General features: G+C 64.2%; 11 protein-coding genes and 1 pseudogene. 6 read left to right on the top strand and 6 right to left on the bottom strand.

Annotated features, from left to right (window positions below):
* Position 1 precedes the first annotated feature (1 nt).
* The 5 genes and pseudogenes from AC1RM6_RS12250 (at position 2) to AC1RM6_RS12230 (ending at position 7,040) form a co-directional block, all read left to right on the top strand.
* A complete protein-coding gene (locus tag AC1RM6_RS12250) occupies positions 2–2,509 on the top strand; it encodes a TonB-dependent receptor (RefSeq protein ID WP_493101502.1) in 2,508 nt (835 codons plus the stop codon).
* A gap of 686 nt (positions 2,510–3,195) precedes the next feature.
* Positions 3,196–3,513: pseudogene (locus AC1RM6_RS12245) on the top strand (transposase); the annotation flags it as partial.
* 197 nt (positions 3,514–3,710) lie between these two features.
* Entirely contained in the window at positions 3,711–5,354 is a 1,644-nt protein-coding gene (locus tag AC1RM6_RS12240; RefSeq protein WP_493101500.1) for a sensor histidine kinase, read from the top strand.
* A gap of 14 nt (positions 5,355–5,368) precedes the next feature.
* Positions 5,369–6,622: a response regulator gene (locus AC1RM6_RS12235; protein ID WP_493101495.1), complete on the top strand. Its 1,254-nt coding sequence runs from the start codon at positions 5,369–5,371 to the stop codon at positions 6,620–6,622.
* Positions 6,609–7,040: a hypothetical protein gene (locus tag AC1RM6_RS12230; protein ID WP_493101493.1), complete on the top strand. Its 432-nt coding sequence runs from the start codon at positions 6,609–6,611 to the stop codon at positions 7,038–7,040. The genes AC1RM6_RS12235 and AC1RM6_RS12230 overlap by 14 nt, the downstream gene beginning before the upstream one ends.
* Before the next feature lie 478 nt (positions 7,041–7,518).
* Here AC1RM6_RS12230 and AC1RM6_RS12225 read toward each other — a convergent pair whose 3' ends face one another.
* The 4 genes from AC1RM6_RS12225 to AC1RM6_RS12210 all read right to left on the bottom strand — a co-directional run bounded on the left by AC1RM6_RS12225 (position 7,519) and on the right by AC1RM6_RS12210 (position 11,921).
* Complete coding sequence (locus AC1RM6_RS12225) at positions 7,519–8,706, bottom strand: MFS transporter (protein ID WP_493101491.1); 1,188 nt, start codon at positions 8,704–8,706, stop codon at positions 7,519–7,521.
* Positions 8,707–9,020: 314 nt separating this feature from the next.
* Entirely contained in the window at positions 9,021–10,178 is a 1,158-nt protein-coding gene (locus AC1RM6_RS12220) for a deoxyguanosinetriphosphate triphosphohydrolase (protein ID WP_493101489.1), read from the bottom strand.
* Positions 10,179–10,238: 60 nt separating this feature from the next.
* Positions 10,239–11,093, bottom strand: a complete 855-nt coding sequence (locus AC1RM6_RS12215; protein ID WP_493101488.1) for an isocitrate lyase/PEP mutase family protein — start codon at positions 11,091–11,093, stop codon at positions 10,239–10,241.
* Positions 11,094–11,261: 168 nt separating this feature from the next.
* Positions 11,262–11,921 (bottom strand): FABP family protein, encoded by a 660-nt coding sequence (locus AC1RM6_RS12210; protein ID WP_493101486.1) that lies wholly within the window; start codon positions 11,919–11,921, stop codon positions 11,262–11,264.
* 359 nt (positions 11,922–12,280) lie between these two features.
* Here AC1RM6_RS12210 and AC1RM6_RS12205 point away from each other — a divergent pair, with 359 nt between their 5' ends.
* Complete coding sequence (locus AC1RM6_RS12205; protein ID WP_493101484.1) at positions 12,281–12,571, top strand: helix-turn-helix domain-containing protein; 291 nt, start codon at positions 12,281–12,283, stop codon at positions 12,569–12,571.
* Positions 12,572–12,674: 103 nt separating this feature from the next.
* Here the strand turns inward: AC1RM6_RS12205 and AC1RM6_RS12200 are convergent, their stop codons facing one another.
* Together AC1RM6_RS12200 and AC1RM6_RS12195 are read right to left on the bottom strand one after the other, a co-directional pair.
* Positions 12,675–13,073, bottom strand: coding sequence for an EF-hand domain-containing protein (locus AC1RM6_RS12200; RefSeq protein WP_493101482.1), 399 nt, complete (start codon positions 13,071–13,073; stop codon positions 12,675–12,677).
* A 39-nt stretch (positions 13,074–13,112) separates the two neighbouring features.
* Positions 13,113–14,231, bottom strand: a complete 1,119-nt coding sequence (locus AC1RM6_RS12195) for a Gfo/Idh/MocA family protein (RefSeq protein ID WP_493101480.1) — start codon at positions 14,229–14,231, stop codon at positions 13,113–13,115.
* Positions 14,232–14,253: the final 22 nt, after the last annotated feature.

Genomic DNA, 14,253 nt, shown 5'->3' with positions numbered 1-14,253 from the left:
TATGAACATCGGCAGATTCTTCTGCGGTACCGCGCTGCTGGCATTGAGCGTGGCGCCATATTCCGCGCATGCGCAGTCCGCCACGCAGAGCACAGCGCCGAACCCGGTCGTCGAGAATGACGCGGCGGATATCGTCGTGACCGCGCGACGCGTCGAGGAGCGGCTCCAGGACGTGCCGATCTCGATCACCGCGTTCAGCCAGCAGCAGCTTACCAACCGCAACATCGTCTCCGCCGGCGACATCGCCATCTATACGCCGTCGCTGTCGACCAACAGCCGGTTCGGCGCGGAGAAGACCTCGTTCGCGATCCGCGGTTTCAACCAGGACACCGGCGCGGCGCCGTCGGTCGGGGTCTATTTCGCCGACGCCCCGGCGCCGCGCGTCGTGTCGAGCACTGCCGCCGGCAACGGCGCGGGCCCGGGCGCCTTCTTCGATCTCCAGAATCTCCAGGTGCTGAAAGGGCCGCAGGGCACGCTGTTCGGCCGCAACACCAGCGGCGGCGCGGTCCTGATCGTGCCGCAACGCCCGACGAGCCGGCTCGAAGGCTATGTCGAGGGTTCGCTCGGCAACCATGATCTGCGCCGCCTCCAGACGGTGCTCAACGTGCCCGTCAGCGATACGCTGCGGATCCGCGCGGGCCTCGATCGCCAGACCCGCGAGGGCTATATCCGCAATGTGTCGGGGATCGGCCCGGGCCATTTCAACGATATCGACTATTGGGCCGGCCGCCTCAGCATCATCGCCGACATCACCCCGAACCTCGAAAACTACACCGTCGGCACCTACAGCAAGTCGGACACCAACGGATCGCTGCCGCGCGTCTTCGCCTGCAACCGCACCCAGGCGGCGACCTCGGCGCTCGTCGCGCTGCAATGCGCCCAGGTCGATCGCGCCGCCGGCCGCGGCTTCTACACCGGCGAGGCCGGCCTGTTGTCGCCCTACCAGAATGTCGAGCAATGGCAGATCGTCAACACCACGTCATGGACCGCGGCCGACACCCTGACCGTCAAGAACATCTTCGCTTATTCCGAATTCCGGGAGGCGACCCGCGGCACCGTCTATGGCGAAAATCTGCGGATCGTCACCGGTCCCAACGCCGGCCGCAATGCGGTGCGGGTGTTCTCCAATCCGTTTCCGGGCCTCAACACTGCCTCCGGCGCCACGCTGACCGAGGAGCTGCAGCTCCAGGGCAACGCCCTCGACAGCCGCCTGACCTGGCAGGCCGGCGCCTATATGGAACGCAACACGCCGCTCGGCTATGCGGGCGTCGTTTCGACCAACACCGGATCGTGCGCGACCGACGATCCGTTCCTCGGCTGCGGCCCGTTCACCCCGGCCGCCGGCGCGCCGCTCGCGACCACGACGCTGACCGCGCGGACCAACCAATATCGGCTGCAGGATTATGCGCTCTATGCGCAGGCGACCTACAAGCTGACCGACAAGCTCAGTGCCACCGGCGGCATCCGCTACACCTGGGATCGCTATCAGCTCACCAGCCGGCAGATCAACTATGCGCCGGTGCCGCCGACCGCCAACCCGCCGGTCGGCTATTGCGTCGACGGCTTCCGCTTCGGCGCGCGCAACACCGCCACCAACCCCGGCACCCTCACCCTTGCGCAGTGCCAGACCCATCTGACCGGCCATTCGCAGGCGCCGACCTGGCTGATCGATCTCGATTACAAGCCGGTCGACGACGTGCTGCTCTACGCCAAATATGCCCGCGGCTACCGCCAGGGCCAGCTCAAGGCCGAAGGCTATGGCCAGGAGGCGTTCCGGCCCGAGAAGATCGACGACTATGAAGTCGGCATCAAGACGAGCTGGCGCGGCCCGATCCGCGGCACGCTCAACATCGCCGGCTTCTACAATGATTTCAGCGACCAGCAGCTCACCGCCGCCGGCACGCTGCGCACCCCGGGCACCACCCCGGCCCAGCTCATCGTCAACGCCGGCAAGTCGACGATCAAGGGCGTCGAGATCGACGCCTCGGTCACGCCGTTCCACGGCTTCACCCTCGATGCCGCCTATGCCTATCTCGACACCGAGGTGAAATCGCTGACCGTGCCGCCGCCCGACATCGTCTTCTCGGCGATCACGCTCAGCGGCGCGCGGGTCGGCTATCCGCTGACCTATTCGCCCAAGAACAAGCTGACGATCACCGGCACCTACACGCTGCCGCTGCCCGACCATGTCGGCCGGCTCTCGGTCGGGATGACCTACACCCATATCGACAGCCAATATGCCAGCTACCAGGACACCCCGGCCTTCCTGGCGGGCACGATCCCCTATGATTATGGCAAGCTGCCGGCGCTCAACCTCGTCAACCTCAACCTCAACTGGAGCTCGGTCGCCAAGCTGCCGGTCGACCTCGCGCTGTTCGTGACCAACCTCACCAGGAAGAAATATTACAACGCGACCTTCGGCGGCTATCCGAGCTTCGGGCTCGAAGCCGGCGCGGTGGGCGAGCCGCGGATGATCGGCATGCGGCTGAAGTATCGCTTTGGGAGCTGAGCGGCGCCGGCGATGCGACGACCATCATCGCTGGCGGACAGGATGGGCTCGCTTCGGCGGGCCTGTTTTTGACCGTCGGGATGGTGTCCGATCTCGGCTGTCGGCTCGTGAAGCGATTGTCCGTTTGCGGAGCGTCGAACCAATCGGCCGGGTTCGACCAGAATGCGTCGTTCGGCGATCGGGCTTAGAACGGCAGCTTCCGCCAGAACCAGTCATTCGCTCAGCGCAAAGCGGTGTGGCAGCTACCGCCTGCCAACATCGGTCGTTCCGTCTCGTTCAGAGCTATCCCGAAACCTGCCATTCGCTCATGCCGCTCGACGAGGCAACCAAGACGACCGAAATTGAGGTAACAGTCAGCTTGCCGACAGCTCACTGAGGGATGCGCTCGCAACGTCGCCCGCTGCTGCCAAGCGGTCAGGCCGTCTTCCGACGGCCTGACCGGACTCCCCCGCCGAGGCCTTCTCAGCCAACCGCGCCTCTCGCTTGCGCGCAGCCCCGATCGTCCGTTTTTCGATACCGCTCGCCAGCTTGTTGATTCGCTTCGCCATCAGCCAGACGGCGTTGATCAGGGCGAACCGGTCGAAATTCGGCTTGGTCAGCAACAGATAGGTTGTGGATTCCGCGACGCTTACGGCGGCGAGCGTCAGTAGACCGACCATGCCGGAATTGCTCGGCCCGACGAGCAGGACACCTGCGAAGCCGAAGCGCTGATTGAAGCAACTCCTGACAATGCCACGCTGCTCGGGGACAAAGGCTACGACAGCAATGCGATCCGCGCCAAGGCAGCGGAAAGGAACATCTGGGCCAACATTCCTAACAAGGTCAACCGAAAACAGCGCTTTGCCTTCTCGCCCTGGCTCTACCGACAACGCAATCTCGTCGAGCGTTTCTTCAGCCGCATCAAGCATTTTCGCGGCATCGCTACTCGATACGACAAGAACGCCGCCAATTATCTCGCTGCCGTCAAATTCGTCTGCGCTCGCATCTGGTGCAACACGTTATGAGTCTAAGGCCTAGTTACATGTTCGGCCGGGTGGGATAGTCTCCCTCTAGTAGGATGATCGCAGCTTAGGGGAAGGTTTGTGAGGCACATGATAATTTGCGGTCCTCAAAGCGGCCGGTCGGCCGAACTCCAGACCCTTGAGCGGGTCAATATCCGCCTTTCGTCAGATCGCACATGCCCTCAGGGCGCCTCACTCGCATGAACGACATATCGGTCTTCAAGGGAGATCGACGGATCGCCGAGCGCAGTCTGCTTCAGCTCGCTTCGGCCCTCAGCTCAAACAGGATCATGGCAATGGTTCGACTGGTCGACGTTGACGATCAACCGTCCCTGGCGTTCTCTATGGCCTCCGATCCCGAAAACACGGTGGCGCTCGGAAGCAACCGGCTTTCAGTTGCCCAGGTGCGCTCGCGAATACAAGAAGCATACTACGGCACCCAGCCGACGGACTGGGATCGCGCGATCGGCTTGGAGATCTCGCAAACCAAGATCGCAATCGCGTCAAAGCCAACAAATTCTAATTGCCATCTTCTATTGTTGCGCGCTCTTTCCGGGGTATTCGTCAGGTTTCAATACGTGGCCCTCCTTACGAAGGACCGCGTTTCTCTTGCGGATAAGCGCGATACGCTTCGCCATATCGCCACATACATGACAGCGAACGCGCATGACGTGTTCCACGAATACGCCGAACATCACGACAAGGACGATCGATCGACTGCTGGCATGGCAAGATCGCTCAACCGGCTTATGCTGACGAGCAATCTCAAGACCTGGAAGAAAACGCTGAACGCGAACCTCTTCCAAGGCATATCTCCACGAAGCGGACTTCCCTCCGACTTCGTTCTGGCGGATCAGGTCATCTCGCGCCTGGAGGCAGCCCCATTCGGCCTCGAACTTGGGCCCCGCGGAAATATGGGCTTTCCCCAGAGCTTCCTTCAGCAGCTCGGCCGGACCTCAAGGACCCAGACCGTTATCGTGCCGATTTTCGCCACCGAGGGCCTCATTGGGCTGATTGCGGCAGCCTACGTTGCCGATCTCATAACCGTGTCGGAGTTCAAGGACAGGATCCAACTCGCCCAGTTCGAATGCCGAACACGATTCCGCGATCGCTTCCACATCGTGCCCAAAACCACGATCGAAGAACAGTTCGTCAGGCTAGCGCCCATGGTGTCCACAGGACTGTCGGCAAACCTTCTCATTCACGACCTTAATGCGCTTCTCGGCAACGTCAGCTTTGGCCTGCAGAAGGTCTCAAAACAGTTCGTTGGAGACGCGACACATGCCGATCTCAAGGGGATAGCCGAGCAGGTGAACGAGTGCATCAGCACCGTTCAGACCATTTCCCGGATGAGCACGGGGCGCTCGTTCGACAAAAAGAAGATCAATGTCGTGAACTCAATCGCGGCGGCACTCAGTGTCCACGGAAGACGCCGAAAGGACATCGGCTGCAAGTTGCGATTTGGCGACGAGGATGTATTTCAAATCGTCGGCGACAGGGCGTCATTGGAGCAGGTGTTCTCTAATATAATTTCGAATGCTTTGTATTTTCTGGCCGAGCAGCGGAATGTGATCGATGCAGAGGACTGGACTCCTAACCTAGATATCGGCATCTACAAACACGCTTCTTACGTACGGATCGACATCGTCGACAACGGACCTGGAATCCGAAAGGACGATCTGGAAAGGGTGTTTGATTATTATTACACCTCAAAGGGCTCGAGGGGGACCGGGCTCGGCCTCAGCATCTCGAAACTGATCGTGGAATCTCACAACGGTGCTATCCGCGCCATCGAGCGGGCTACAGGGGCTCACATACGCATAGATCTGCCTTCGGCGGACTGAGGTTGGGGGGTACAATGACGAAGGTTCTTTGGCTCGATGACAACATCGACAAATACAACTTCATCCTGGAAGCTCTCCAAGAGAGAGGTCTCATCATAACTCTTGCGCGGTCGACCGCCGAGGCGACGTCGAAGCTCGACGAGCGCTTCGATGTCCTCCTTCTCGACATAAAGCTGGCTGAGGATAGCGACGGCGTGGACTTCGCCGAGATCGCCCAAACCCGCCAGCCAGAGTCCTCGCTCGTCTTCCTTTCGGCGTATCTCCAGCAGGAGTATTGGCGCAAGCGGCTTGATGCTATCGATAAGCCAGCCGGAATTCTTGAAAAGGATTTTGCGGGAGACGTCGCTGCTGTGGCCGACACCCTCGCCTCTCAGATCAAGAAATGGGCGAAGAGAGAACCTAAGTATCGGCCTGCTGACTATTACGATTGGAAGATGGAAGCGGTCCAGATCGATCCCTTTCGCCTCAGCCGTGCTAGGTACGACGAACTGCCCGAGTACCAGCAGGATCAACTCAGCGTCCGCGTCCGCAAGGAAGCTGCCGACGCCATTAACGCCGCGTTCGACGAAGGTGCCGTCTGGGTTCTCATGTCCGGATCGAAGGCCAAGCCCGTCGCCACGCGTTCCGACGTCGACGAGATCCCCAACGAACGCGAATTTCGTGAGATCACGAACGGCCTCCGCTATGCATACTTCGAGTTTGAACGGAATTACGGTGCGGAAAGCTTGGCCTGGGCGGGTTCGTGCTCGTCAAACGAGCTGAGCGATTATCCCACGCTGACCCTGGTTCTCGAAGACGTCTCGGGAAACGCCGATGAAGACGCGCTCGAAGCCGCGACCGTGGATCGACGCCGTGTGCACTTCGACACGGGTTCGTCCGCGACCCTGCTCGATTATGAGATGCTCACCGAATACGGCTTATTGAAACCCAACCGTCGACGCAGCAACATGCAGCGCACGGAGACAAAGCAGCCCTTCTTCGGCTCGCGCGAGCGGATCCCGCTCTTGTTGGAAGAGGATACGGCGTCGAATACCTCGAGGCCCGTGGGCGTGGTTCTCCGCGTCATAGCGGTGCGGGATTGGTGGAACTCTCCCTGGACCCGAACATGCCCACCGGACTGCGCGGCTGGGGAGATGCGTCTAAAAGGGCGGCTTTGCGTCAACCGATGTGGCCTCATTGGAAGGAATGCCCTAACCGAAGGCCAGATCTCTATCGAGTTGAACGGCGTCACCGGCGATGTGAAGGTGCGCAAACATGACGTTCCATGACGCGCTGCGAGCGGTCTTCGTTGATGGCGTCTTCGCGGCATCGCTTCTCGGGTTTGTCGGCTACGAGCTTTCCAGGGGGTATCAGAGTTACTGGAAGTCCTATTTCGACAACAATCACATCTGGGCAGTGTTCTTCGGCCTAATCGTCTATGGCATTCTAATCGCGGGAATCTGTTCGCTCGTCGCCGTCTCAACCGGCGCCAATTGGCTTCATGGCCTGGTTTTCGGCTTCACTTTCCCTTCTACAGCCGCCGATATGCAGCAGAAAATCCGGAAGATGAGTATGATAGGAGCGTTGGGGAGCAACGGGGAAAACCCAATCGTCGACGACACGACGATTGAGGCTGTCCCGGTTTGGCAACAGCTCAAGCGTGCCCTCTCACAAGCCGTCAGCATGCCGAAAGAAGCACAGCGTTGACTACCTTCGAGAGATCGTGCGCCAAGAGCTTCTGCCACGGCGTCGTCCACGACCGCTCGAGCCTTCTCCGAAGCCGGTCGTTGGTTCAGGCGCGGCTGGGCGATTGGAACTGGGCCGCTAGCTGCCGGTCGATCGGAGATGCACGAACGGCGGCTATTCGCATTCGCACGACTGAAAACTGCCAGTCAGCAACCGGCCCAGCTCGCGTCGTTCTGCGACGCCGGTCGGACAAACGCCGGACGTCCGTTCCCGGCAGGAGCTGCCGTCCGACATGTCGCGTGCGAACGGCAGCAAAGTCCCCATGCCGGCCATTCTGATCCAGCCGCTTTCAGATGAACGAACGCCCCTTCAGGGCATGCGCGGCAAGCTTTGGCCACAATGAATACGGGCGCAGACGGAATGACCGCTTTATGAGCGCACGATCGGGAGCTGCCCCACATCTCGAACATTCACGATTTGTGGGCTCACGATCTAACCTTCAGCGACGCTGGAAATAGCGCGCGCCGGTCAAAACCAGACAAACAAACGCCAGCCCCGATGCCGCCAGCAAGGTCCCGGCCGGGCCATGGCTGCGCGCCAGCGGCTCGACCAGCGCGACCGCCACCGGCGCCGACAGGAAATGCGCCGCCTTGACGATGCCGGCGGCGCGGCCCTGATGTGCCGGGGTGACCCGGGCCGACAGCGCGGTCATCAGGTTCGGGACGAACCAGCCGATCCCCAGCCCATAGATCAGCAGGCCCGCCACCACGACCGCGACACTGCCGGCGAGCGCAGCGACCAGCAGGCCGATCGCCGCCGCGGCAAAGGCGATCGCGAAGGCGGCATGCGCCGAAATATAAGCGCGCGCGCGGCCATAGAGCATCGCCATCAGCGCGCCGGCAAGCGAGTCCGCGGTCAGCACCAGCGCGATCGTCGACGGGCGGATCAGGCCCTTTTCGCGCAGCAGGAACGGCACCTGTACGCTCGGCATCAGCGCCAGCGATCCGATCGCGAAGGCCAGCAGGATATAGCGGAACGGAAACCAGCGCAGCAGCCCGCCCTTCTCTGGAGCCGCCGCGGTGGCGTTGCGCGCGCCCGGCACGATGTCGCGCTGCACGATCGCGGCGGGGATCAGGATCAGGCCCAGCGCATAGAGCGCGAACGGCAGGCGCCAGCTCAGCTCGCCGAGCGCGCCGGCGACCGGATGCGCGAAGATCGCGGTGATCATCGCGATCGATATGTGCAGGCCCATCCACTTGGCGCGCGCGACGCCTTCGAGCCTGGTGTTGATCAGGGTGATGCACGCCACCTGGATCGCCGCGGCGCTCAGCCCGACGAACAGCCGCGACACCAGCAGCGACCGCAGATCGCCGAGATAGAGGCCAGCGGTTCCGGCCAGCGCATAGACGATCGCGGCGCCGATCAGCACCCGCCTGATCCCCAACCGGTCGATCAGGAAGCCGACCGTCGAGGCGCCGACGACCATCGCCAGCGCGACCGCGCCGACGAGTTGCTTGACCAGCATATGGTCGCCCGCGGTGACCGCCAGCGCATGGTCGATCTGCGGCAGCACCGATGCGATCGCCATCAGCGCCAGCGAGGCGATCAGCCCGCCGCACAGGATCACGACCTTCGCGCCCAGGTCGAGCGCAGCCGCCTTTTCCAACGATATGTCCGATGCGGCCATGGCAATCCTCCCAGGCCGTCTTGTCGAATGACGGCTCATGGGGAGAGGCTATCAGTCATGGAGATATCTAACAATCGTTAGATTGGTTGCCCGAGGGTGAAATCCGCGATCGAGGGTGTCGCGATCATCGCGCGCGGTTCGCGAGCGTGCATGGCGGTCGGCCTTTCTCCAAAGCCGTCATGCTGAACTTGTTTCAGCATCCACCGTGCGACAAGGGGTCGTTCCCGAGAGGAGGAGTGGATGCTGAAACAAGTTCAGCATGACGGCTTTGGGAGGGAGCGCCAAGCCTACGACCTGGCGCAAATGGCCGGTCCCTAGAATCCCTCGATCGGCGGCGGGCCGATCAGCTCGCGGTAGCGCGACAGCGCGTAGCGGTCGGTCATCCCGGCGATGAAGTCGGCGATGTGCCGGGTCCGCGCCGGATCCTCGGCGGGCAATGTCTCGCGCCAGTGATCGGGCAGCTTCGACGGGTCGGCGATATAGGTCGCCGCCAGCGCCTCGACCACCTGCCCCGCCCTGTCGGCGATCGCGAGCTGCTCGGGGTGGTGGTAGAGATTGGCGTACATGAAGCGGGTCAGCGCCTTCTCGCGCGCCGCCATCTCCTCCGAGAAGCCGATCAGCGCGCGGCCGGCGGCGCGGACGTCGTCGACCGATCGCGGCGCGGCCTCGGCGATGCGGGCGCGGCTCTCGGCGAGCAGGTCGTTGACCATCCGCCCGATCTGCTCGCGCACCAGCTCGCCGACCAGCCTCTTGTCGGGGGTGTCGGGGAAGTTACGCTTCACATTGTCCCAGCTCGCCGCGACCAGCGGATCGGCGAGCACCTGGTCGAGGCTCAGCAGCCCCGCGCGCACCCCGTCGTCGATGTCGTGATTGTCATAGGCGATGTCGTCGGCGAGCGCTGCGATCTGCGCCTCGAGGCTCGGCCAGCTGTCGAGTTCGAGCGGCCAGGCGGCGTCGAGCTCGGCCATCGCCCAGGTCCGCTTCTTCACAGGCCCATTATGCTTGGCGAGCCCCTCGAGCGTCTCCCAGGTGAGGTTCAGCCCCTCATGCTGCGGATAGGGCGAGTCGATCCGGGTCAGGTTGCGCAGCGTCTGGGCGTTGTGGTCGAAGCCGCCGACATGCGCGGTCGCGCGCTCCAGCGCCTCCTCGCCGGCATGGCCGAACGGCGGATGGCCGATGTCGTGGCCCAGGCACAGCGCCTCGGTCAGATCCTCGTTGAGGGCGAGCGCGCGCGCGATCGTCCGGCCGATCTGGGCGACCTCGATGCTGTGGGTCAGCCGCACCCGATAATGGTCGCCGTCGGGCGCGACGAACACCTGGGTCTTGTGGCGCAGCCGGCGAAAGCTGATCGAATGGATGATCCGGTCGCGGTCGCGCTGGAACTCGTCGCGCGGCCCCCGCGTCTCGCGCGGGGCGCCGCCATGGAGCCGCCCGCGGCTCTGGTCGGCATGGGAGGCAAAAGGTGCGAGCATGGCGCGACTGATGGCCGAGCGGCGGCAATAAGTCGAGCGTTTCGCCCGCCTTTTTCGCCTTTATCCCCGGGTGGGTCGCCCGGTCTTCTCCGCCCACTCGCGGATCAGCCCGTCATAGAGATCCTGCTCGATCAGCTGGTCCTTGCCCTCGAGCACGAAATCCATCTTCACCGTGCCGGTTTCCATCAGTTCCTTGGCGCGGGCGAGGTGGAGCTGGGCGGCGCCCATCCAGCCCCAACCGGTGCTCAGCGTGAAGCCGGTGTCGGGCAGGTCGTAGCCGAGCGTGCAGACCGGGATCGGCACCGCCGCGACGATCGCCGCGGTCGCCTCGGGCGAGGCGAGCGGGAACACCAGCGCGTCGGCACCCGCCTCGGCATAGGCCTTGCCGCGCGCGATCGCCCCCTCGACCGAGGCCGACCCGCCGCCGCCGCGTTCCTGCGCATACATCTCGTCGCAGCGCGCGATCACCACGAAGCCCGACTCGCCGCGCGCGCGGACGCAGGCGTCGAGCCGCGCCTGCATGTCGGCGATCGAACACAGCCCCTGGGCGAAGCTCGAATGTTTCGGATTGAGCTCGTCCTCGACATGGATGCCGGCGATCCCGGCGCGGACATAGCGGCGGGTGAAATGAAAGGCGTCGGCGACGGTCTCGCCGAGCGTGTCGGCGTCGGCGATCAGCGGGATGTCCATCGCGGCGGCGATCCGCCCGGCCTGCTCGATCTGCTCGACCTGCGAGAAGACGCCATTGTCGGGCACCGCATAATGGAAGGCGCTGCAGGCATGGCCGCCCAGATAGGCCGCCTTGAACCCGACCCGCTCGACGATCCGCCCGGTGAGCGCGCTATAGGCCTCCGCCGCGACGAAATGCTCGCCCTTGTCGATCAGTGCACGCAGCTTGCCGGCCATCTCGGACATCAGTCTCTCCCTCGCTTTGGCGCGGATCATGGCGGTATCGCCGCGGCGAAGTCCAGCCTCGCGCGATTGTCATCGCCCCCGCGCCATGCCCGATTGCGGGCAGCGACAAGAACGTGGCGATCGCCGCCGACGGCGCGCCGGGGTTCCGAGCGGAAGGGCGGCGACCGCTCAGCGCGCCGCCTTCGCCCGCCGGTCCAATATCTGCTTGAGCGGGTTGGGTTTCGCCGCGCCGACCCGCTTCAACCGGTTCTGGTCATGATGCTCGAACGGCGCGTCCTGGCCGTGCACCGTCAGCATCGTCCGGATGTCGTAGGTCCACGCATCGTCGCCGTCGAAGACGATGTCCATCCGATAACTATCTGTACGAAAGCCATATTCGAGGAAGGCTGTCGAGCAGATGCCGTAAGCGGTGTCGCCGCGCGTCGCGGTCACCGACAGCCGGTCGTCGCCGGGCTTGCCCTGCCCCGACGCCAGCGCCACCTGCCCGCGCGGGATCGCCAGCGTCTGCAGGATCATGCCCGTCGCCGGCTCCCACAGCCAGTAACCGACCTGGTCGTGGAAGGTTATGTCCTCTTCCCGCGTGGTGATATGGACATGGTAGCGCAGCCCATAGAGCAGCTGCGGCCCGTTCGCCTGCGGATCGATCGCGTCGAACGCGATCCGCTCGATGAACTCGCGCCGCTCGGGCCCGCCCGCCTTGGGGTTGAGATCGACGCCCTTATGCGCCTCCCACCGCCCGGCCAGCCGCGTCAGCGGGCCGAGATTGGCGAGCGTGTCGGGATCGACGTCGCTCGGCTCGGTGAAGATATCGTCGGGAAAGGGGTTCATCGGTGGCTCCACCTCGGCGCGCGGGACGTGCGACCATAAGAGATCGTCGGCATAAGGCCAGCGGCGAGGGCCGGGCCTTGCGATCGGTCTCGCTGCTACCGCTTTTCACGATCCGAATTACCGAGGCTGTTCTGCGAAACCCGATGATACCAAGCTCTCGATGCCCCGGCGGATGAGCGGTGCGCGCCTCTCGCTTTATACGTCATTGACGCCCATACTGATGGTGAAGACTGGCTCTACCTGGTGCTGGCTTACGCCAAGATGCAGGCAGCGGGCCTGAGCGCGGACGAGAAGAAGGCGGTGACCGCCTTCGCGGCCATGATCAAGGCGACGGTGGATCAAGCATGAGGAGCATGGTGATGTCGGACTTTGGCAAGGACCTGATCGCGGCCATGGAAGAGGCCGCAGCACATGCCCAGGGCAAGGGCACGGTGGCGCGCACCCACAGCATCGCGGTGCCCGACGTGCGTGCGATCCGCGAAGGACTGGGCCTGTCGCAGCAGGCGTTTTCCAGCGCCTACCACATCCCCCTCGCCACCCTGAAGGGGTGGGAACAGGGCCGCCGCCAGCCCGACGCCACCGCCAGCGCTTATCTCTCGGTCATTGCCTGTTTGCCCGACGCCGCGCGCGACGTGCTGCGCGCGGCCTGACCGTTCGGGACCATTCTCGGTGGCTCCACATCGGCGCAAAGGATGGGCGACCAAGCGGTGGACGGGATAAGGCCAGCACCGCCGATGCCGGCCCGGATCGCCATTACGGGCGGCGGCCCATTCCGCCCATGCCGGCGCGGCGCTCCTCGGGGGTCAGCGTGCCGTCATGGTCGGTGTCGAGCGCGGTGAAGCGCGCCGCCTCGGCGGCATCGGCCTCGGCGGCGGTCGCCTTGCCGTCGCCGTCGCTGTCGATCAGCTTGAACATCGCGTCGACCCGGTCGGCCGGCGGGGTCTCGCCCATCCGCTGGGCGATCTGCGCGGTCAGTTCCTCCTTGGTGACGACGCCGTCATGGTTGGCGTCCATCGCCGCGAACCGCTCCTTCTGCATCGCCAGATAGGCGTCGCGGGTCAGCGGGCCCTGCGGCCCGCGCTGCGCCATCGCCGGCGCGCCGGCCAGTATCGCCGCGGCCAGCGCCGCCGCCCCGAACATCAACTTCGCCATCGCAAACTCTCCAAATATGCCGAATTTCGCACCCCGCCTCTAACCGGCCGATGTTGCAGGATATTTCGGCGCTGCAACACGCACGCCCTCGTGCGACGAGCGTTCGATCCGGTCGAACAGATGGTGGAGCCACACCGCATCGTCGAAATCGGGCGCCTCATGCCCGTCCCCCGCGACGTCGCGGGCGAAGGCGGCGTAGAGGTGCGCGAGTTCGAGCACCGCCGACGGCAGCCCGGACGGCGGCAGCCCATCATAGGCGGCGGGGATGGCGAGCGGGGCCAGTGGCAGGTCGTCGCCATGCGCGCCCTCGATCCGATAATCGTCGCCGACATCGCCGAACGCCGAGCTGTTGGTGATCCGCAGATCGCCGGCATCGCCGCTGATGTCGATCTGCACCCCCGACCCGTTGCGCTTGCCGCCCTCGATATGGACCGACAGCACCGCATCGCCCGCCAGCCGCGCCGAGAGCACCAGCTGGTCGGGATTGCTCGTTGGGATCACCTCGCCGGTGCCGGCGATCATGACCTCGGGAAACTGGTTGACCAGCAGCGCCGACAGCTCGGTCGGCCGGCCGATCGCGGCGAAGATCATGTCGAGGAAATGGCCGGCATAGATCGCGATCACGCTCGAGAAATGGGCCGGGTCCGCGGTCCAGCGCAGCGCCGGGCTGCGCAGCGCCTGGAAATAGTTCATGCTGACATGCATCCGCACCGAGCGCAGCTTGCCGACATAGCCGTCGGCGATCAGGTCGCGCAGATAGAGATTGTGCGGGGCGAGCCGGCGCTGGAGCCCGACGACATGGCGCACGCCCGCGGCCTTGGCGCGCGCGGCGAGATCCTCGGCGGTCGCGCTGTCGACGGTCAGGGGCCATTCGCAATAGACATGCTTGCCCGCGGCGATCGCCGCACGGACGGTGTCGGCATGCTGGGGCGCGGTGTTGAGCACCAGCACCAGGTCGACCTCGGGCAGCGCGACCAGTTCGGCCTCGGTGTCGACCACCGTCGCGATGCCGAAGCGCGCGGCCGCCGCCTCGGCGGCGTCGCGGCGCCGCGCCTGGACCGCGACCACCCGATAGTCGGGCAGCAGGTCGAGCACCCGCAAATGCCCATGATTGGCCCAGTTGCCCGCGCCGATGATGCCTACGCTTATGATGCCCATGATCGTCCGTCCTTGCCGGTTG

The sequence above is a fragment of the Rhizorhabdus sp. GW822-FHT03C02 genome (assembly GCF_058801765.1).
This window is presented reverse-complemented; position numbering and strand designations above follow the sequence as displayed.